The following is a 20,709-nucleotide window of genomic DNA, read 5'->3' on the forward strand; positions in this document are numbered from 1 at the left end:
CAATCTAAGCTTTTGATACTATTCCCCAATTAGACGGCACCATATTTTGAAAAATTCCACTCGATTTCCGCATTTGCTGGACCATAATCTGCTTCGCGATCTTCCGCGCGAGACCCAATCAGAGTTTCTTGATTCCTGTAAACGTCGCTCTTTCAAACCCACGAACGTCATGCTGCGCCAAGGCGAACTAACCGACCGAATGTATATGGTGGCAGAGGGTCGCGTTGAGGTCAGTTATGTCAACGAGACTGGTCACAATTCGATCATCTATCACGCAATGCCCGGTCAAGTGTTGGGCACGGTTGAAACCCTGTCAGAGCGCCCCTGCGCGGGCACCTGTACCGCACTTTCAGACACGACAGTCCTAATCTGCCGTCGCGCCGATCTGTTTGACAAGATGACCTCTCCGATCTTCGTGCGAAACTTTGCCGCCGATTTGCATGATGTTTTGACCCACGACAATCGGTTCAAATCCGTTGATCAGTTTTTTTCGGCGGAGCAAAAAATCTGCGCTTATCTTGATAAGCTCTCGGATATTGATGACGTATTCAAGGAGAGCCAAGGGTATCTTGCCGATGTTGCGGGGTGCTCTCGCCAGACAGTTAACAAAGAACTTGGGCGCCTGCGCGATCGGGGCGTTGTCGAAATGTCCAAGTCGGGAATCCGGATCCTTGATTATGATGCGTTGTCCCAACGCCTATCTGAATTGGGCGAGCATAGTCCGAAGACAACGCCTAGCTCTTGAGTTGCAACAAATCCCAACGGTTGCCCCAAGGATCACGCCAAACCGCAACTTTGCCATAAGGCTCGTCGCGCGGCGCTTCCTCGAACGTCACACCTGCCTCTGTCATTCGGCCAAAATCCGCGTCAAAATCATCGCTGTGTAGAAAGAACCCGACGCGCCCGCCGGTCTGATTTCCAATCGCAGCCGCCTGCGTGCCGCCTTTGGCCTCGGCAAGCAATATGCGCGTCTCGGCATCGGGCGAGGGGGCAATCAAGACCCACCGCTTCCCATCGCCCATGTCGGTATCTTCAATCAGGGAAAAACCAGCGCGATCCACATAGAATGCGATCCCGTCATCATAGCTCGGCACCACAATGGTGAAGGCCGAGATATGTCGGCTCATTCTTTCGGGGCGCGGGTGTCGGGCAGGCTGATGCGCGCAACTTGCTCGGCGATGGGATCAACTGACAGCGGGTGTGTGTCCGCATCGTAATCCTCGGCATCGCTCATGTCTTGCCACGCGCCACCGCGGAAAATCTCCAGCGCGCTGAAACCGGCCTTGTAGCCCATTTTCGATGACCCCGGCACCCAGTAGCCCAGATACACATAAGGCAGACCCGCCTCTTGGGCGATCCGCACATGGTCCAGAATGATGTAGCTGCCAAGGGAATTGCGCGCCCAATCTGGGTCGTAGAACGAATAGACCATCGACAACCCGTCATCGAGCACATCCGTCAGGCAGGTCGCGATCAACTCCGGATCGTCACCGGAGCGATCCCAATATTCGATCACGCGGCTTTTCACCGGTGTTTCTTCGATCATGGCGGCAAACTCGAAGATATCCATATCCGCCATGCCACCTTCGGCATGACGCGAATCCAGATAGCGGCGGAACAGCTCGTATTGCTCTTCAGTGGCCCAAGGTGAGGTCGCTTCGCGCTCCAACATCTTGTTGCGCTTCAGGCATCGACGCTGGCTCCGGCTCGGCTCGAAATCGACCACGCGGATACGGGCGGACAAACAGGCCGAGCAATCGGCGCAAGACGGGCGATACAAGACGTTCTGAGATCGCCGAAAGCCCTGCTTGCTCAGGGTGTTATTCAACGTGTTCGCGTGCTCGCCCTGCAACGCCGTGAACAGTTTACGTTCGCGGCGCTTGTCCAGATACGGGCAGGCCTGTGGGGCCGTCACGTAGAACTGGGGGGCAATGGGCAGTGTGTGGCGCATGGGGCCTCGGGCATGTGCAATTCCAGAAGAGCCTAGCAACGCCCCTCGCGAGTCACAAATGCTTTTTGGGAATGGTCCCCGCACAGCTTGGAAAACGTTGTAACCGTGCAGGGATTAGAGGGCTTAGTAGCGGCTTGGTTTGTTGATTGCGACCACTCCGGTGAACATATCATGCAGGCCTTGGCCACGTTCGGTCATAAGCATCAGGAAGACGGATGCGATCTGCGGAATGAAGAAGGCGCTGGCGATCATGAAGGCGATGGTGTGCAAAGCCGCCGCAGACCCGTCCAGCCGCTGGCCATCATGGGCGCGCAGCTCGACATTGAACAGCTGCATGCCCGGCGTCGCGGAATATGCGCGGATAGATCCGATCCGATAGATCAGGGAGACGACCAAAAACACCAGCGGGAACACGAACCACAGCAAGAACAGCGGGATGCTCGCGACGATTGCAGCGATCGTGCCTATCAATACCGTATCCACAACCCACGCCAAAAGCCGTTTGACGCCCACGCCTTCATAAAAGGCGGGCTGGGTCGCGGGGTTTGGCAATGCGTCGTAGGTGTCATTCATGGTGAAAGACATGGGGGTGCGTCTCCGGATTTAAAAGGGGGTGCCGCGCCCCGAATTGGGGCGCAGCGGGTTGGTTTAAGCGTCTTCGCTGGATTTGGCGGCGTCTGCGCGCTCATCCATGAAGGCGTCGAATTCGGACTTGTCCTTGGCTTCACGCAGGCGCTCCAAGAAGGTCTCGAACGCGTGCTGCTCGTCTTCAAGGCGTTTCAGCATGTCTGCTTTGTAGGAATCGAACGCTGTGTTGCCGGAGGTTTTGAACCCGTGGTTAGAACGGTGCGCCATGGCGCGGCTGCGGCAGGAAGAGTTGAACATGCGTTTGCTCCAGATCATATATGCGAGGATTGCGAGGCCGACGGGCCACACGAAGATAAAGCCGAAGACCATGGCTGCGATCCATGCGCCCTTACCGCGCTCGTCCAGCCAGGCTTCAGCCCGGGCGAACCAGCCCATGCGGGGCATCGTGTGGGTGGCTGTTGGGGTAGGGGTCATCTGTCGCTCCTTTATGTGAATGTTATTTACATTTACATATTTGGGTATTGCTGACGCGCTTTCAAGTATTTTCGGTGGAAAAACACGAAAAAGGGCGCAGTTTCCCGCGCCCTCATTGAATTTGTTCAGATATTTCGGCTTAGGAGGTCAGCTCGTAAGCCCGTTCCCCATGCGACGCGAGGTCCAAACCGGTGATTTCATCCTCTTCCGACACGCGGATCGGCAGGATCATCCTGACCAGAACCACCAATCCGGCGGTCACAACAGCCGTCCAGATGCCAACCACCAGCAGCCCGCCCAGTTGCGCAGTCCAGCTTGCGTGACCAAACACCGCCAACATAATGATGCCGAAGATACCGCCCACACCATGCACTGCGAAAACGTCCAGCGTATCGTCGATTTTGAGGAGGTTCTTCACCACGCCACACAGCTCTTGGCACATGATGCCCGCGATACCGCCAATCAGCATGGCCTCCATCGGCCCGACCGAGCCGGAGGCAGGCGTGATCGACGCCAAGCCCGCGATGGTGCCTGTGACCATGCCCACCAGCGACGCTTTGCCAAAGCGAACCCGCTCCCAAGCGGCCCACGTAATAGACGCCATCGCCGCCGAGATATGCGTGACAGTGATCGCCATCGCAGCACCACCATTCGCTGCAAGTTGCGAGCCGCCGTTGAAGCCGAACCAGCCGACCCACAACATCGCCGCCCCGATCATCACCATGCCGGGATTATGCGGCGGGGTGGTCGCCTTGCGGCGCGGCCCAAGGAAGACTGCAAGGATCAACGCTGCGATGCCCGCTGTCTGGTGCACCACGATGCCGCCCGCAAAATCGTTGACGCCGTCTTCAAACAACGACCATTCCGCGCCCGCTAGCAAGCCGCCGCCCCAGATCCAATGCGCCACGGGTGCGTAGCAGATCAGCATCCACAGCGACGAGAACACCATGATAAAGGCATAGCTGATGCGCTCCACATAGGCGCCGACGATCAGGGCAGGGGTGATGATGGCGAAGGTCATCTGGAAGGCAAAGAACAGCACTTCGGGGATCGTCCCCGACAGGCTGTCCGCCGTGACACCGTTCAGGAACGCCTTGTCCAACCCGCCCCAAAACGCGTTACCCTCGCCGAACGCGATGGAATATCCTGCGACGAGCCACAGGATGCTCATCACGCAGGCGATGGAGAAGCACTGCATAAAGACGCTGAGCACGTTCCGCGCCCGTACCAGCCCGCCATAAAACAAGGCCAGCCCCGGCAGGGTCATAAACAGCACCAAAGCCGTTGCGACGAGTATCCAGGCGGTGTCCGCTCCGTTCATGGGGTCATTCCTTTGTTGTCCTGACCAGACGAGAAACGGGCAGCGGAGCGGAGGAAAGAGGCAACCTGCCCAAAACATGGGCGATTGCGTCAGTGCTGAAATTTTAGGCTAAAACAACGGGGCCTGCTGCGATAGCGGGCAGTTAGGAAAGCGCGGAGTGCAACAATTTCAGCGCATGGGAAACGGTGGCTTGCCGGACTTCGCTGCGCCCGAGCGCGCCAAATTGCACGGTTTCAGTCACAACACCGCGCGCCGTTGCCACGCCAAAGCAGACCATGCCTTCCGGTTTGACCTCCGACCCACCCGGCCCGGCGATCCCTGTCACGGACACCGCCAGTTCCACGCCGGACGCCCGCAACGCGCCGAGCACCATTTCCCGCGCGACTTGTTCGGATACTGCGCCATGTGCTTCAAGCGAGGTTTCGGTCACGCCCAGCATCTTTTGCTTGGCCGCGTTGGAATAGGTCACAAACCCGCACTCCACCACGTCCGATGATCCTGCAATTTCGGTCAACGCCCCCGCGATCAGCCCGCCCGTGCAGCTCTCCGCTGTGGCGATGCGCCAGCCCTTGGCACGCGCCGCCTGCAATACTTGCGCCGCGTCAGCCATGGGCCAGCCACGCGCCAATCGCCACGACGATGGCCGCCAGAACGCCCGCAATCACGTCGTCCAGCATCACGCCCAGCGGCCCTTCCTTGCGATCCGCCCAGCCGACAGGGCCGGGTTTCCAGATGTCGAACAGCCGGAACGCGATGAAGGCCGTCACGACGCCGGGCCACAGGGTCCAGAACGACGCGCCGGAATGGCTCAGACCGACGGCCACGGGTAAAAGCGCGATCCATTGCCCCACGACCTCGTCGATCACGATCTCTGACGGGTCATGGTCATCCTTGCCCTTGGTCTCCATCGCGGTCACATACCAGCCCAACACGAACATAATCACCGTCAGCGACGCCAAAGCCGTGTAGCCGCGCCACTCTATAATGCCCCACGCCGCGATCACCGCTGCAGCCGAGCCCCACGTACCCGGCGCAGGGCGCAACAGGCCCACATAGAAGAACGTCGCCCAGAATTTCGAGACCGAGAACATCGCGTTACCCCTTCACCAGCGTGGCGGTTGCCACGCAGGCAATCCCCTCGCGTCGACCCGTAAAGCCCAATTGCTCGGATGTGGTGGCTTTGACGCTCACTCGATCCAAGGAAATATCCAACAATTCCGATACGTTCTGCCGCATCGTTAAAGCATGTGGCCCGACCTTCGGCTCTTCACAAATCAAAGTGCAATCCACGTTGGAGATCGCAAACCCCATCTCAGCAGCCAAATCCCGCGCGTGTTCCAGAAACACATGGCTGGCCATGCCTTTCCATTGCGGATCGCTTGGCGGGAAATGCTGGCCAATGTCGCCCTGTGCCAAGGCGCCGTAAATCGCGTCCGTAATCGTGTGCAGCCCCACATCGGCATCCGAGTGGCCCTGCAACCCGCGCCCATGCGGTACCTTGATCCCGCAAAGCACCACATGATCGCCATCTCCGAAGCGATGCACATCAAACCCGTTGCCAACCCGTATATCCACGGTGTTCTCCAAATATTGCTCGGCCCGCGTGAAATCCTCGGGCGTGGTGATTTTAAGGTTCCGCTCGCTGCCGGCCACAATGACCACATCCATGCCTGCCGCGCGGGCGATTTCAACGTCGTCAGCAGCCCCGCCGACATGCGCACGGTGCGCGGACAGAATATCCGCCAAATGGAACCCTTGCGGGGTCTGCGCGCGGTATAAATCGGTGCGGTCCTGCGTGCCGGACACCTTGCCGCCATCACCGCGCCACAGCGCATCCGTCACCGCCAAGGCAGGGGCCGCACCTTGCGCCTCGCCCAACGCAGCCAGCACGCCGTCAATGACATCAGCGCTCACCAAAGGCCGCGCGCCGTCATGGATCAACACCAGATCAAAGCGACCCTCGACTGCCTGCAACCCGTTCAGGACCGAGGCGTCACGGGTATCCCCACCAACGACCATGCTAACCCCGTCCGGTATCCAGTCCGCAGGCGCGTCGTCGGAGACCACCAAGACGATTTCGTCCACAGAGGGGTGCCCAGCAAAGGCCGCGCAGGTCCAGTCGATCACGCGGCGACGCCCAAGCGGTTGCCATTGCTTGGCAATCTCGCCACCCGCACGGGTGCCACGACCTGCCGCAACGATCACGGCGGCCACTGAGGGGCGGTTCAATTTCATGGATTTTGTCTATGATGTGCGCGTCCAGAGAACAATGCCCACGTAGTGGGTGCCTAATTTTTGGGCATTTGCAACTAAAGCGCCGCGTCCTGGTGGTTTCCCTTGCGCATAACGTTGCCAGCCCTGTTCTAAGCGGGTAGCCAAGTGATAACTGCACAAGGATTAATCGTTTGTCCATTCAGATGGCAGATCACCTGATCGACCCTCCGGTTTTGCTCGCCCCTTTGGCGGGCATCACCGATTTGCCGTTTCGCAAGCTGGTCTCCAGTTTCGGCGCAGGTCTGGTGGTGTCTGAAATGGTCGCCAGCCAAGAGATGGTCCAAGCCAGACCCGGCACGCGGGAAAAAGCCGAGTTGGGTATGGAATTTGCCAACACATCCGTGCAATTGGCCGGACGCGAGGCATACTGGATGGCCGAAGCCGCTCGCATCGTCGCCGCCAACGGCGCCCGTGTGATCGACATCAACATGGGTTGTCCTGCCAAGAAGGTCACCAGTGGCTACTCTGGCTCGGCGCTGATGAAAGACCTCGACCACGCTTTGACGCTCATCGAGGCGGTGGTGGAGGCGGTCGACGTCCCTGTGACCCTCAAAACGCGTCTTGGCTGGGACGATTCCCTGCTGAATGCGCCGACACTGGCGATCCGCGCGCAGGAGTCGGGGATACAGATGATCACGATCCATGGCCGCACCCGCTGCCAGTTCTACAAGGGTCACGCCGATTGGTCCGCGATCCGTGCGGTGAAAGATGTGGTGTCCATCCCTGTGGTCGCGAACGGCGATATCACCGATGTAACAACCGCCCGCACCGCGCTCGACGCCTCCGGCGCAGATGGCGTGATGATCGGGCGCGGTGCGCAAGGCCGTCCTTGGGCGTTGGCCGAGGTCGCGCACGATCTTCACGGCACGACTGCCCCCACCATCCCGCAAGGCGCAGCTCTGGGCGACATGATCGCCACGCATTACGAGGATATGCTTGAATTCTACGGCAGCGACCTTGGCTTGCGCGTCTCACGCAAACACTTGGGCTGGTACATGGACGGGGCAGGGACCGCTGCCCCGCTCCGCCGCGAGATTCTGACGGCGAAAAGTCCGTCGCATGTGCTGAAACTCTTGCCACTCGCCCTGCACGAAGGGAACGCCGCGTGACCGCCCATTTCTTTGACACATTGTGGATTTCGCTGCCCGTACCCTGTCTCGTCATCGACGGGCAGAGCAACATCGCCGAGATTAACCCCGCGGGCGAGATATTCATGAACGCCTCCGCCAAGTCCCTGCGCGGTGCGCCGGTCTGGGATAAACTCCACGTTAACGCCCCGCTGGACGAGGCCGTTACCCGCGTGCGCCGCGATAACTCCGCGCTATTCGTGAACACCGTCGATGTTGGTTCGGGTGAAAAACCTCCGGTGCAGTGCAACGTGCAGCTGACCACCATGGTCGACAGGCCCGACTATATCATGATCCTGATGGAGCCGCGCGAAATTGCCCAAAAGATGGGCCGCGACCTGAAATCCAAAAGTGCGGCGCGGTCCGCCATAGGCATGGCAGAAATGCTGGCCCATGAGATTAAAAACCCTCTCGCGGGCATCACCGGCGCGGCGCAACTTCTCAGCATGAGCCTGTCTGGCGACGACATCGAGTTGACCGATCTGATCGTCGAGGAATCCCGCCGCGTGGTTAAACTTCTGGAACAGGTGGAGCAGTTTGGTAATCTACGCCCGCCTATGCGCAAGCCAGTAAACCTGCACGACGTGCTGGACCGCGCGCAGAAAAGCGCTGCCGTGGGCTTCGCTGCACATATGAAGATCAAGGAAAACTACGACCCCTCGCTGCCCTCTACCTTTGCGGATTCTGACCAGTTGCTTCAGGTCTTCCAGAACCTGCTGAAGAACGCGGCGGAGGCCTCCGACAAAACTGGCGGGACGATAGAAATCCGGACCTTCTACGAGATGTCCCTGCGTGTAGAGCGCCCCGATGGCACCCGCGCGGCCGTACCACTTCAGGTCGAGATTATCGACGACGGGCCGGGATTGCCCGACAACCTGGCCGGTCAGGTTTTCGAGCCGTTCGTCTCCGGTCGTGACAACGGCACAGGTCTCGGGCTGGCATTGGTATCGAAAATCGTATCCGAACATGACGGTTGGATATCGGTCAGCTCTGCACCCGGGCGCACGGTGTTTCGCATTTCACTTCCCGTCGCCCCAAAAGATCACATTACATGACAAAGCCGAAAGAGAGACCTTAACCGATGGACGGCACCGTATTGGTCGCAGATGACGACCGCACTATTCGCACCGTATTGACGCAAGCCCTGACACGGGCAGGCTGCAAGGTTCACGCCACCTCGTCGCTAACAACCCTGATGCGATGGGTGGGTGAGGGGAAGGGCGATCTGGTGATCTCCGACGTGATGATGCCTGACGGTAACGGGCTGGAACTGCTGCCAGCCATCAAAGAACAACGCCCGTCTTTGCCCGTGATTATCATCTCGGCGCAAAACACCATCATGACCGCCATTCAGGCGACCGAGGCCGACGCCTACGACTATCTGCCCAAGCCGTTTGACCTGCCCGACCTGATGAAACGCGCTGCGCGTGCGCTGGACCGCAAACGCGTGGTGTCCAAGCCACGCACAGCTGATGAGCCGACGGGCGAGGGGGACGACCTGCCACTGGTCGGGCGCACGCCGGCCATGCAAGAGCTGTATCGCCTCGTGGCACGGGTTATGAACACGGATCTCGCGGTGATGATCACTGGCGAAAGTGGAACCGGAAAAAGCCTGATCGCCCGCGCCATTCACGATTTTTCCGACCGTCGAAATTTGCCCTTTGTGACCGCAACCCCAAATGATCTGGCCGCGATGGAGGGCCCCGCGACCATCCTCAGCCGCGCGCGCGGTGGGTCAATCTTGTTCGACGAAGTGTCCGACCTTGATGATGATGCACAGGCCCGCATCGTACGGATGCTCGACAGCCTAACCGACGACGCGCCGCGCATTCTGGCGACGTCCCAACAAGACTTGATGGCCAAGATGGAAGCCGGTGATTTTCGCCAGGATCTGTTCTATCGCCTGTGCGGTGTCACTGTGACTGTGCCGTCCTTGCGTGAACGGGTGGAAGACATTCCGCTTTTGACGGACCATTTCTTGCTAAAAGCTGAACGCGATGGCGCGCCGTCGCGACAATTTTCGAAAGAAGCGCTTGAAATGGTCCGTGCCTATAGCTGGCCCGGCAATGTGCGCCAGCTGGAAAATACTGTACGCCGCCTGATCGTCACCGCCGCCGAAACAGATATCGGGCGCGGCGACGTTGAAACGGTTCTTGGCAATCAGCCCGAAATGGAGCCCCTGATGGGCGGTGGCAGCGCCGACAAACTGTCCTCCTGCGTGGCGTTGCACCTGCGCCGCTATTTCGACCTGCATGGCGGAGTGTTGCCGCCACCGGGCCTTTACCAGCGTATTTTGCGCGAGGTGGAGCTTCCAATGATGGAGATTGCACTCGAAGCCACAGGCGGAAATCAGGCTAAATGTGCCGATTTACTTGGCATCAACCGCAATACCTTGAGAAAAAAGGTGACCGACCTCGATATTCGCGTGACACGGCGCCGTAAGTTGATGTAAAACCGCAACAGTCACCGTGACGATTGAGCCGCATGGACGGTTCAACGATCACATCAACAAGACGTGGCAAGGCGGTAAGAAAGCAGATGAAAACCCAAAGCGGGACTCACGGTCGCACTGCGGCTTGGGACAGGCTGAATCGGTTACGCAAGCAGCGCAGGGTGCAAAATTTTGCCACCCTCGGCCTTGTTGTGTTGGGTCCAGTGCTGGCGGTTCTCACCTATATGGGCCTTGGCCCGTTTGAATTGGACCCGACATCGAGCGGTATTCGCCTGATCCTTTTGGCCGATCTGGTCTATGTCCTCGTGGTCGCCGCATTGGTGGCCCAGAAGGTCGGCAAGATCGTTGCCTCCCGCCGTGCCAATTCTGCCGGATCCCAGTTGCATTTGCGCCTCACTGGCGTGTTCGCGTTGGTCGCGCTCATCCCGACTGTTCTGGTGGCAATCTTCGCGGTTGTGACGCTGAATTTCGGCCTTGAAGGCTGGTTTTCCGATCGCGTGCGTAATGTGGTCGGCACCTCACTTTCGGCGGCTCAGGCCTACGAGAAGAAGCAGCATGACGACCTGAGCGAAGATGCGTTGCGGCTTGCCGGTTACATGAATATCGCCAAGCAAACGACTAATTTCATTTCTGATTCCGATCTGCGGCAGGTTCTCACGCAGGCCCAAGAACAGGTTCAGCGTGGCCTGAAAGAAGCGTTTATCGTCGATGGTGTTGGCAACCTGAAGGCACGGGGAAACAGATCGTATCGCTTTGACTTCGAGCCTGTCCCCGAGGTCGCATTTAAGGAAGCGCAGAATAACAAACCTGTGGTGATCGAGGACTGGCCTAATAACGAGTTCCGCTCGCTCCTGCGCCTCAGCGCTTATCCGGATCGCTACCTCTACATTAGCCGCACGGTGGACGGCGAGATCCTGAGTCTGTTGGACCAGACCCAAGAGACGGTGCGCCTCTATCAACAACTCGAAAACGATCGCGGCAGGCTGCTGTTTGAGTTCGGCCTGATCTACTTGGGTTTCGCGCTGATTCTGATCCTTGCGGCGATCTGGCTGGGCCTGTGGTTCGCCGAGCGTCTTGCCCGCCCGGTGGGCCAGCTCGCCAGTGCGGCACAGCGGGTTGGGGCAGGTGATCTGGACGTGCAGGTCATCGAGGCCAAAAGCGAGGACGAAATCGCCCTTTTAGGACGTCTTTTCAACCAAATGACGCGCGAACTTAAAGTGCAACGGGAAACGCTTCTGAGCAACACGGAACAGATCGAGCGCCGTCGTCGCTTGTTTGACTCTGTCCTGTCATCGGTCACCGCCGGCGTGATCGGTCTTGATGCTGACAATCAAATTACATTCATGAACCGCTCCGCTTTGCGCCTGCTGGATTTGGAGGGTGAAACCGACATTTCCGGTGCCTTGACCGATGCAGTCCCAGAGTTTGGGTCCCTGTTGACCCTGCTGGCCGATACCGGCGCAGAAACAGCACAGGAAGAGGTCAAGATCACCCGCCGCGGCCAGCTCGAAAGCCTGTTGGTACGGATTGCCACTCGGAACTCCGAATATGGCGATCTGGAGGGCTATGTGCTGGCCTTCGATGACGTATCCGAGTTGGTCAGCGCCCAGAAGATGGCCGCATGGGGCGATGTGGCCCGCCGGATTGCACATGAGATCAAGAATCCGTTAACCCCGATCCAGCTGTCTGCTGAACGTCTGAAACGCAAGTTCGCGCCGCTGGCAGGTGATGAGTTGGAGAGTTTGGAGCAATACACCGACGTAATTATCCGCCAAACCAACGACCTGCGCCGCATCGTCGACGAGTTCTCGAAATTCGCCCGCATGCCGGAGCCTGAGCTGCGAGAGACAGACCTTATGAAGCTGGTGCGCGATGCCGTGGTGCTTCAACAATCCGGCCAACCCGGCGTTGAGATTACGTTGGAGTGCGGCGAGCCCTCCATTCTGGCTGATCTGGATCAAACCATGATCGGGCAGGCGCTGACCAACTTGATCAAAAACGCAGGCGAAGCGATCGAGAGTTACCAAGAGGCGGGCGCGCCGGACAGCCATACCCCACAGATCAAGCTGGCGGTCAGCACCACCGACAAGGACGTGACATTAACCATTTCGGACAACGGCATCGGCCTTCCAGAAGACCGCACACGGCTGTTTGAGCCGTATGTAACCACCCGCGCGAAGGGCACCGGTCTTGGCCTGCCCATCGTGAAGAAAATTATCGAAGAGCATGGCGGCAGCCTCGTGCTGCGCGACGCCGATCCCTTCGACGACACTGGCCATCAAGGCGCTAAGGCAGTCGTAAAACTGCCACGTCTGTCGGCCGCTAAACGCAAGAACGTGGCCTAACGGGCCGTTTATAAGGAACAGAAATATGGGCGATATTCTGATCGTAGACGACGAACGGGACATTCGGGAACTGATCTCGGACATCCTTAAGGATGAAGGGTTCACCACGCGGCTGGCGGGCACATCTGAGGCCTGCATGGCTGAGATCAACGCTGAACCTCCGGCGCTGATGATCCTTGATATCTGGCTAAAAGACAGCGCCATGGACGGGATCGACATTCTCAAACACGTCAAACGCGACAATCCTGATGTACCGGTGGTCATCATCTCTGGTCACGGCAATATCGAAATCGCTGTCGCTGCAATAAAACAAGGCGCTTACGACTTCATCGAGAAGCCGTTCAACATCGACCAGTTAATGGTGGTGATCACTCGCGCCATGGAAACCTCTCGCCTGCGCCGCGAGAACAACCAGTTGAAACGCGGCGAGGTAACTTCCGCCGAGATCATTGGCGAAAGCTCGGCCTTCAAGGCGCTGCAAGCCCAGCTCGACAAAGTGACAGGCTCTAATGGCCGCGTCATGCTGACGGGTGGGGCAGGGGCTGGCAAGGATGTGGCAGCCCATTATATCCACACCAATTCCAACCGCGCCCAAGCGCCATTCGTGACCGTCAACTGCGCCACCGTCGAGCCGGAGCGTATGGAAGAGGTCCTGTTCGGTCGTGAAAGCAAGGAACGCGGTGTCGAGCCGGGCCTGCTGGAACAGGCCCATGGCGGTATCATCTTCTTTGACGAGGTGGCCGACATGCCCCTTGGCACGCAATCCAAAATCCTTCGGGTACTGGTCGAGCAACAATTCCAGCGCGTTGGTGGTAACGATATGGTGCGCGTCGATCTACGGGTCATCACGTCAACCAACCGTGATCTGGCGGCAGCGATCGAAGAGGGCTCCTTCCGCGAAGAGCTGTATCATCGCCTCAACGTAGTGCCGATCCATGTTCCAAGCCTTGAAGACCGCCGCGAGGACATTCCGACCCTTGCCAACTATTTCATCGAAAGCTTCAACAAGACCCAAGGCTTGCCAATGCGCACGCTGGCCGAGGATGCTGTGACGCTGCTGCAAACCATGCAGTGGCCGGGCAATATCCGCCAGCTCAAGAATGTCATCGAGCGGGTTTTGATCCTTGGTCCAGACAAAGGCGAGATCGAAGCCAAGGAACTGCCGCAATCCGAGGGCGCTGTGGAAAGCGAAAGCGGTGTGACCATCAGCGGCAACCTTGCAACATTGCCTTTGCGCGAAGCGCGTGAACTGTTCGAGCGCGAGTATCTGATGACCCAGATCAACCGCTTTGGTGGCAACATATCCCGCACTGCGGCCTTTGTCGGGATGGAGCGCAGCGCCTTGCACCGCAAGCTCAAATCCCTTGGTGTGGTGACCTCCAACAAAGCAGGCGCACGGGTGGCGCAAGTTCAGGACGAAGATATGGCGGAGGCGGGATCCGAGTAAGAAGGGCCGCGTGCTAACCAATTGACCGGCGCGCGCCCATCTGCCATGGCTTGGCACTCGAATAAACGGGGTTAATCCGATGAAAGTCATCATCTGTGGGGCCGGTCAGGTGGGGTGGCAAATCGCCCGCCATCTGTCGAGCGAGAAGAACGACGTAACGGTCGTGGACAACAACCCCGAACTGGTGGCCCGCGCCACCGAGACGCTGGACGTGCAAGGCATAACCGGTTTCGCCAGCTATCCAGACGTGCTGGATCGTGCAGGCGCGCGCGATGCCGATATGATCATCGCCGCGACCTATTCGGACGAGGTGAATATGGTCACCTGTCAGGTGGCGCACTCGGCTTTTTCCGTCCCGCGCAAAATTGCGCGGCTGCGGTCGCAAAGCTATCTCACGGCGATCTATTCCGACCTCTATCGCCGCGACCACATGCCCATCGACGTGGTGATCAGCCCGGAGAAAGAAGTGGCCGAGGCCGCGCTGCAACGCCTTGCCGATCCCGCCGCCTTTGACACCGAAAACTTCCTGTCAGGCCAAGCGCAGCTTCTGGGCATCCAGCTTCTGGATGACTGCCCCGTTCTCAACACGCCGCTTCGGCAACTGACCGAGCTGTTTTCCACCCTGCGGGCCGTCGTCGTGGCTGTCCGCCGCGAAGGTCATCTATTTGCACCTGATCCGAACGATCAGCTGTTTGATGGCGATCAGGTTTATGTCTGCGCCCATCGCGAAGACGTGCCGCGCACCATGGAAATTTTCGGCAAAACCCAGTCCAAGCAGGAACGTGTGGTTATCATCGGCGGCGGCAATGTTGGCCTTGCAGTGGCGCAGGCCTTAGAGGCCCGCACTGACCGCATCCGTGCCAAGATTATCGAGAAAGACCGCAAAATCGCCGAGCGCGCCGCCAATCTGCTGGAGCGCACAATTGTGCTACATGGCGACGGGCTAAGTGCGGATTTGCTCAACGAAGCCAACATCAAACGCGCCGACGCTGTTTTATGCGTAACCGATGACGATAAGACCAATCTGCTGGCCGCTGTGCGCGCCAAGGCCGAAGGCTGCCCCATGGCTATTGCGCTGGTCAACGATCCGACACTGGTGCCCTTGATGGAGCCACTCGACGTCGACGCGTATATTAATCCGCGCGCCACCACCGTGTCGTCGATCCTGCGCCACATCCGCCATGGCCGCGTGCGCCAGATTTACTCCATTGGCGATGCCGAGGCCGAAGTGATCGAGGCGCAAGTGCTGTCCACATCCCCGATTGCGGGCCAGCGCATCCGCGACATGAACTTTCCCGAAGGCGTGCTTGTCGGCGCAATTCAGAAGGGGCAAAAAATCGTCCGGCCTGAAGGCGGCACGCGCATCGAAGAAGGTGATATCATCGTGATTTTCGCGCTTTCCGCGGATGTCCCAGAGGTCGAGCGGCTGTTGCAGGTCTCGGTCGACTTCTTCTGATCATGGGCCAGAGCACCAAAGCGTCAACCATTCCCGTACTGCTTAGGCTGCCTCTGCTGGTGCAACTCATGGGGGCAGGGGCTGCGGCCATGCTGATCCCCGCAATCCACGCGTTGGCCTTGAACCAGCACCGTGTTGCACAGCCGTTTTTCTACGGTGCGGTGCTGTTTTTGACCCTCTCCGCGCTTATCGCTTTGGCGACCTTCCGCCAGCCGGTCCGCAATGTGGCCCGCAGCCAGCTTCTAACCCTCGTGGCGGCGTTTTTGGTGCTGCCGGTGATGCTCGCCATACCGTTGCACGAGGCGCGGCCGTCGATGTCGTTCTTCAACGCATATTTCGAGATGGTGTCCAGCATCACCACAACAGGCGCGTCGATCCTCGACACCCCGCGCGTGGTGCCCGATCCTGTTCACTTGTGGCGTGGCCTTGTGGGCTGGATGGGCGGCTTTCTTGTGATCCTGTCGGCAGTCGCCATTCTAGCCCCGATGACCCTTGGCGGTTTCGAGGTCCTACGGCCCACCGCCTCCAGCGGCGGACGCCCGGGATCAGGCGCGCAACTGGCCAAAGCCACCGAGCCCAATCAACGCATGGCCCGCTACACGGCTAAAATCCTGCCGATATATCTGGCGCTGACACTCATCATCTGGTTGCTTCAGGTGATCAGCGGCACGGGCAGCTTTCACGGCCTGATGATCGCCCTTTCAACCATGTCGACTAGCGGCATTCTGCCAATGAAAACGATGATTGATATGGGCATGACGACCCCGGGAGAGGTGGTTATCTTTGCCTTTCTAATGGTCGCGATCTCCCGTCAGGTTATCGCGTTACCTTTGGACAAGCACTACCTGCCCAGTTTGAAGGAAGACGCGGAAATGCGGGTGGCGTTTGTCTTTGTGATCGCCGTGCCGCTGGCCTTGTGGTTTCGGCATTTTATCGGCGCGATCGAGGTCAACGAGGAAGCCAATGTTCTGGCGTCCATCAAGGCGTTCTGGGGTGCCATGTTCACCGTGCTGTCCTTCCTGACAACCACAGGGTTTGTCTCGACCGATTGGGAGGCTGCGCGCGACTGGTCGGCATTGCCCACACCGGGGTTGATCCTTGCTGGGTTGGCAATCATGGGCGGCGGCGTCGCCACCACGGCGGGCGGGGTGAAACTGCTACGCTTCTATGCGCTCTACAAACACGGGCTGCGAGAGATGGAGCGGCTGGTTCATCCATCCTCGGTCGGGGGCGGCGGACGGCTTGGGCGTGGCATGCGCCGCGAGGGCGCGTTTATCGCGTGGATTTTCTTCATGCTCTTCGCATTGTCGATTGCAGGTGTCGTCGTAGCACTGGCGTTCACCGGGTTGCGCTTTGATGAAGCTGTCATCTTCGCAATCGCGGCATTGTCGACCACCGGTCCACTGGTTCACGTCGCCTTGGACACTGGCGCCAGCTACGCCGATCTGTCGGTTCAAGCCAAAACGATCCTGATCGGCGCTATGGTGCTGGGACGGATGGAAACCCTTGCCATCATCGCCTTGTTCAACCCCGACTTCTGGCGGCGTTAATCGACGTGCGAATTTGGGCAACAGCCTGCCAGAAAACCTTAATTTCGGGGCTGGACCTCCTATAAAACCCAAGACATACTGACAATTCGTCAGGGACAGTGTGCCCAATTCAATGGCACTCGCACAGTAAGCGCAAAAACAAAGGCAATAAAAATGGCCGCTGATAAGCAAAACCTTCAAGACGCATTTTTGAATAACGTCCGGAAAACCAAAATTCCGGTTACGATCTTTCTGATCAACGGCGTCAAATTGCAGGGCGTCATCACCTGGTTCGACAATTTCTGCGTGCTCTTGCGCCGTGATGGACAGTCGCAGCTTGTCTACAAGCACGCGATCTCCACGATCATGCCATCGCAGCCCATCAACCTTTACGACGGTGAAAATAATTCTTGAAACCGAAGAAGCCGGCCTCACCCGCGCTTGGGTGATCCACCCCGACATTAAAGACGTCAAGGCCCGCAGGTTGTCCAGCATGGCGCTGGCCGAAGCCGTATCCTTGGCTGACGCGTTACCCGGACTGGAAGTCGCGGGCTCTGAAATCGTGCCATTGCCGAAGGTCAAAGCAGGCACACTTTTCGGCACCGGCAAAATCGTCGAGTTAAAGAACCGCCTGAAAGAAGCCGAGGTCGAGCTTGTCCTGATCGACGGCCCCGTGTCCCCAGTGCAGCAGCGCAATCTGGAGAAGGAGTGGGGGGTCAAGATCCTCGACCGCACCGGCCTGATTTTGGAAATCTTCTCCGACCGCGCAGCTACCCGCGAAGGCGTGTTGCAGGTGGAACTTGCCGCCCTCAGCTACCAACGCACCCGCCTTGTCCGCGCATGGACCCACCTTGAACGCCAGCGCGGCGGGCTTGGCTTTGTCGGCGGCCCCGGCGAGACGCAGATCGAGGCCGACAGGCGCGCCATCGACGACGCCATCGTGCGTATCCGCCGACAGCTAGAGAAAACCGTCAAAACCCGCGAGCTGCACCGCGCCGCCCGCGCCAAGGTGCCCTATCCGGTGGTGGCCCTCGTGGGCTACACCAACGCAGGCAAATCCACACTGTTCAACCGCCTGACGGGAGCCGAAGTGCTGGTGAAAGACATGCTGTTTGCCACGCTGGACCCGACCATGCGCTCGGTCGAGTTGCCGGACGGGCTGGAAATCATCATGTCCGACACGGTGGGCTTCATCTCGGACCTGCCAACACAACTCGTCGCCGCCTTCCGCGCCACGCTGGAGGAGGTGTTGTCAGCCGATCTGATCCTCCATGTCCGCGATATTTCGCATCCTGAAAGCGAAGGCCAAGCCCGCGACGTGCGCGCGATTATGACCGATCTGGGCGTCGACAAGGACGTGCCGGTGCTGGAGGTCTGGAACAAGTCCGACAAACTGGCCACCGACGCGCTGGAAGCCGCGACCAACAAGGCGGACCGAGACGAGCATATCTTCCTGACCTCCTCGATCACGGGGGCAGGGGTCGACGGGCTGCTGGACGCGGTCACGACTTTGCTGCGTGCAGGCTCCACCACCGAAGTGATCGAGTTGGGTTTTGCCGACGGCAAGGCGCGCGCATGGTTGTTCGGACAGGAAGTCGTGGATAGCGAAGAGCAGACCGAGACCGGATTCAACCTGACGGTGACATGGAATGCGGCCCAGAAAGGCCAGTTCGAAAAACTGTAGCCCAGGCGTGGCCCTGCCCGTTTCCCGCTCTATATGCGTCAGGTAACGCAAAGGAGCATTTCGCACATGGCCAGCACCTACCTGATCCTCTACGCCGCGACCTTCGGGCTGTTCTTGGTTCTCGACTACATCGGGTTGAGCTACCTGATCAAACCCGTATTTGAGCGCTACATTCCCGACTTGATTCTGGACCAGCCCCGCTATGGCCCGGCGTTGCTGTTCTATGCGTTCTACATCGTGGCCTTGCTGTGGTTTGTCTCCATCCCCGCATTGGCAGAGGACAAATCCTTGCTTTGGGTCTTCGGCACCGCCGCCCTTCTCGGGGCGTTCGGCTATGGTACATACGAATTCACCTCGCTGGCGGTGATAAAAGGCTGGACATGGACCATGGTCGCCACCGATTTGACATGGGGCACGCTGCTGACCGCAACCTCCGCCACCTTGGGGGTCATGATCACGCGGGCAGTCGGCTAATGGCTTTTCCACACAGGAGTATTTGACGCGGAAACAGCACAGCCCTACGGTCGAAAATGACCTCGAGGGTATGATTTATGAACCGACGCCAAGCACTTAAAGGAGGGGCCGCCATGATCCTCGCCGCCTCTTTGCCCACATCCGTTCTGGCCCGTGACGGCTTCCGCGTGCCACCAGAGGAAAGCCCGCATCAACGGACGTTTATGCAATGGCCCGTCAGCCGGAAGGTCCATCCCGATCCGGTTTTTCTGGACATGACTCAAGACGCAATAGCACGGATTGCCAATGCCATTTCCGAGTTCGAGCCGGTGACGATGCTGGCGGCAAAGTCCGACCATTCCCGCGCCCGCAAGATGCTGTCCGCCAAGGTCGAGCTTTGGGATATCCCGACCGAGGATTTGTGGTGCCGTGACGCAGGCCCGATCTTCGTCACCGATGGCAAGCAATTGGCCATCCGCCATATCCAGTTCAACGGTTGGGGCGAAAAGCAGGTCAACACCCGCGATGCCCGCATTGCCGAAGCCGTGGCCGCACGCCTCGATCTGCCGCTGTTGCCCACGCCCTTGAAGGGCGAGGCTGGTGGCGTGGAGCAAGACGGGCACGGGCTGCTGGCCGCTCATGAAAGCTCGTGGGTGAATGACAACCGCAACCCCGGTATGAGCCGTGATCAAATCGAAGCCGCGTTATTGGAGGCGTATGGTGCCGACCGGATGATCTGGTCTGAGGGCGTTTGGGGCGAGGACATCACCGACTACCACATCGACAGTCTGGCACGGTTCACCGGACCGGGCAGGGTCCTGATCAACCTGCCCGCAGAACCGGACAAGTCCGACCCATTCCACATGGCCGCCCTCGACACCCATGACGCACTGGAAGCCGCAGGGCTGGACATGGACGTGATCTACGAGCCGGACCGCCGTCGGGTCAAATCCGTCGACTTCGTTGCGTCCTATGCCAACTACTACGTTTGCAACGGCGGTGTGATCGCCGCACAGTTCGGCGACCAGCAGGCCGATGCGGAGGCGGTCGCAGCTCTGAAGCGCCACTACCCGGGGCGGGAAATCATCACGCTGAATGTCGACCCTCTGGGAGAGCTGGGCGGCGGTATCCACTGCGCGACCCAGCAGATGCCCGCGATATGAGCTGGTTCAAACGGAACGCCGTAGGAATCGAGGCGGGGGCGGCAATCGTCACAGCCTGCGTTGCGGTGATCGCGTTGATAGGTGTGAAAGTGCAGCTGGACGAGGCCGACCGCATCGCCGCCGCTGCCTCTGCCCGCGAGGCCTATCGCAGCCACCTCACGTTGTCCGTCAGCCATCCGGATTTCGCAACACCCGTCGATGCCTGTGCCTTGATGGAGGGTGACACCGCAGGGGCCTATCGCGCCTTCGTGGATCACTTGCTCTATTCCGCCGAGCAGATGCTGGAAGTCAGCGAAGGCTGGGAGGCCACCTTCACCGACGCGCTCATGCCGCATCAGGCGGCGATCTGCGCCGCGGGCCAGCATCTGGGCGAGACGGATGCCATGGCGACCTTGCTCAAGCAGTTCCGCGCGGCGAACTGTCCTGCAACGCCGTCCTGCTAGCG

The 20,709-nt window shown here is 59.1% G+C and carries 21 protein-coding genes; 13 read left to right on the forward strand and 8 right to left on the reverse strand.

From position 1 onward, the window contains the following. Positions 1-73 precede the first annotated feature (73 nt). The gene (locus tag BCF46_RS13670; RefSeq protein WP_121025204.1) at positions 74-745 is read left to right on the forward strand and encodes a Crp/Fnr family transcriptional regulator; all 672 of its coding nucleotides are present in this window, start codon (positions 74-76) and stop codon (positions 743-745) included. On the opposite strand, the gene BCF46_RS13675 is transcribed toward BCF46_RS13670, so the two are convergent. The 8 genes from BCF46_RS13675 to BCF46_RS13710 form a co-directional block, all read right to left on the reverse strand. Continuing rightward, positions 735-1,127 (reverse strand): VOC family protein, encoded by a 393-nt coding sequence (locus BCF46_RS13675; RefSeq protein ID WP_121025207.1) that lies wholly within the window; start codon positions 1,125-1,127, stop codon positions 735-737. The two genes, BCF46_RS13670 and BCF46_RS13675, sit on opposite strands and share 11 nt — an antisense overlap. Next, positions 1,124-1,951 carry an arginyltransferase gene (locus BCF46_RS13680; protein WP_121025210.1) on the reverse strand — a complete coding sequence of 276 codons (828 nt, stop codon included), beginning with the start codon at positions 1,949-1,951 and terminating at the stop codon, positions 1,124-1,126. Before BCF46_RS13680 ends, BCF46_RS13675 begins: the two co-directional genes overlap by 4 nt. 123 nt (positions 1,952-2,074) lie before the next feature. Then, positions 2,075-2,536: an RDD family protein gene (locus tag BCF46_RS13685; protein ID WP_121025213.1), complete on the reverse strand. Its 462-nt coding sequence runs from the start codon at positions 2,534-2,536 to the stop codon at positions 2,075-2,077. A gap of 63 nt (positions 2,537-2,599) precedes the next feature. Further along, positions 2,600-3,013: a DUF2852 domain-containing protein gene (locus tag BCF46_RS13690; RefSeq protein ID WP_121025216.1), complete on the reverse strand. Its 414-nt coding sequence runs from the start codon at positions 3,011-3,013 to the stop codon at positions 2,600-2,602. Between the two features lie 139 nt (positions 3,014-3,152). Next, the gene (locus tag BCF46_RS13695) at positions 3,153-4,334 is read right to left on the reverse strand and encodes an ammonium transporter (RefSeq protein ID WP_121025219.1); all 1,182 of its coding nucleotides are present in this window, start codon (positions 4,332-4,334) and stop codon (positions 3,153-3,155) included. Positions 4,335-4,476: 142 nt separating this feature from the next. Then, positions 4,477-4,944: a CinA family protein gene (locus tag BCF46_RS13700; protein WP_121025222.1), complete on the reverse strand. Its 468-nt coding sequence runs from the start codon at positions 4,942-4,944 to the stop codon at positions 4,477-4,479. Then, positions 4,937-5,425: a phosphatidylglycerophosphatase A family protein gene (locus tag BCF46_RS13705; protein ID WP_121025225.1), complete on the reverse strand. Its 489-nt coding sequence runs from the start codon at positions 5,423-5,425 to the stop codon at positions 4,937-4,939. The genes BCF46_RS13700 and BCF46_RS13705 overlap by 8 nt, the downstream gene beginning before the upstream one ends. Positions 5,426-5,429: 4 nt before the next feature. Beyond that, positions 5,430-6,569: a bifunctional 2-C-methyl-D-erythritol 4-phosphate cytidylyltransferase/2-C-methyl-D-erythritol 2,4-cyclodiphosphate synthase gene (locus tag BCF46_RS13710; protein ID WP_121025228.1), complete on the reverse strand. Its 1,140-nt coding sequence runs from the start codon at positions 6,567-6,569 to the stop codon at positions 5,430-5,432. Between the two features lie 182 nt (positions 6,570-6,751). Here BCF46_RS13710 and dusB point away from each other — a divergent pair, with 182 nt between their 5' ends. The 12 genes from dusB (at position 6,752) to BCF46_RS13770 (ending at position 20,707) form a co-directional block, all read left to right on the forward strand. Continuing rightward, positions 6,752-7,717, forward strand: a complete 966-nt coding sequence (gene dusB, locus BCF46_RS13715; RefSeq protein ID WP_121025231.1) for a tRNA dihydrouridine synthase DusB — start codon at positions 6,752-6,754, stop codon at positions 7,715-7,717. Beyond that, complete coding sequence (locus BCF46_RS13720; RefSeq protein WP_245990140.1) at positions 7,714-8,790, forward strand: two-component system sensor histidine kinase NtrB; 1,077 nt, start codon at positions 7,714-7,716, stop codon at positions 8,788-8,790. The genes dusB and BCF46_RS13720 overlap by 4 nt, the downstream gene beginning before the upstream one ends. Positions 8,791-8,816: 26 nt before the next feature. Then, the gene (locus BCF46_RS13725; protein WP_121025234.1) at positions 8,817-10,187 is read left to right on the forward strand and encodes a response regulator; all 1,371 of its coding nucleotides are present in this window, start codon (positions 8,817-8,819) and stop codon (positions 10,185-10,187) included. A gap of 86 nt (positions 10,188-10,273) precedes the next feature. Then, positions 10,274-12,532 (forward strand): sensor histidine kinase NtrY-like, encoded by a 2,259-nt coding sequence (locus BCF46_RS13730; protein WP_121025237.1) that lies wholly within the window; start codon positions 10,274-10,276, stop codon positions 12,530-12,532. A 25-nt stretch (positions 12,533-12,557) separates the two neighbouring features. Continuing rightward, the gene (gene ntrX / locus BCF46_RS13735) at positions 12,558-13,979 is read left to right on the forward strand and encodes a nitrogen assimilation response regulator NtrX (protein ID WP_121025240.1); all 1,422 of its coding nucleotides are present in this window, start codon (positions 12,558-12,560) and stop codon (positions 13,977-13,979) included. A 61-nt stretch (positions 13,980-14,040) separates the two neighbouring features. Further along, positions 14,041-15,435 carry a Trk system potassium transporter TrkA gene (gene trkA / locus BCF46_RS13740; protein WP_281272104.1) on the forward strand — a complete coding sequence of 465 codons (1,395 nt, stop codon included), beginning with the start codon at positions 14,041-14,043 and terminating at the stop codon, positions 15,433-15,435. A 2-nt stretch (positions 15,436-15,437) separates the two neighbouring features. Further along, complete coding sequence (locus BCF46_RS13745) at positions 15,438-16,985, forward strand: TrkH family potassium uptake protein (RefSeq protein WP_121025247.1); 1,548 nt, start codon at positions 15,438-15,440, stop codon at positions 16,983-16,985. A gap of 153 nt (positions 16,986-17,138) precedes the next feature. Then, on the forward strand, positions 17,139-17,378 hold the full coding sequence (hfq, locus tag BCF46_RS13750; protein ID WP_121025250.1) for an RNA chaperone Hfq: 240 nt from the start codon (positions 17,139-17,141) through the stop codon (positions 17,376-17,378). Then, positions 17,362-18,648, forward strand: a complete 1,287-nt coding sequence (hflX, locus tag BCF46_RS13755) for a GTPase HflX (protein WP_245990142.1) — start codon at positions 17,362-17,364, stop codon at positions 18,646-18,648. The genes hfq and hflX overlap by 17 nt, the downstream gene beginning before the upstream one ends. A 66-nt stretch (positions 18,649-18,714) precedes the next feature. Further along, the gene (locus BCF46_RS13760) at positions 18,715-19,122 is read left to right on the forward strand and encodes a DUF2177 family protein (RefSeq protein WP_121025256.1); all 408 of its coding nucleotides are present in this window, start codon (positions 18,715-18,717) and stop codon (positions 19,120-19,122) included. A gap of 77 nt (positions 19,123-19,199) precedes the next feature. Continuing rightward, the gene (locus tag BCF46_RS13765) at positions 19,200-20,264 is read left to right on the forward strand and encodes an agmatine deiminase family protein (protein ID WP_121025259.1); all 1,065 of its coding nucleotides are present in this window, start codon (positions 19,200-19,202) and stop codon (positions 20,262-20,264) included. Continuing rightward, positions 20,261-20,707 (forward strand): hypothetical protein, encoded by a 447-nt coding sequence (locus tag BCF46_RS13770; RefSeq protein ID WP_121025262.1) that lies wholly within the window; start codon positions 20,261-20,263, stop codon positions 20,705-20,707. Before BCF46_RS13765 ends, BCF46_RS13770 begins: the two co-directional genes overlap by 4 nt. Positions 20,708-20,709 lie beyond the last annotated feature (2 nt).

It is taken from the genome of Litoreibacter meonggei (genome assembly GCF_003663885.1).
In the GTDB taxonomy this organism is placed as follows: domain Bacteria; phylum Pseudomonadota; class Alphaproteobacteria; order Rhodobacterales; family Rhodobacteraceae; genus Litoreibacter; species Litoreibacter meonggei.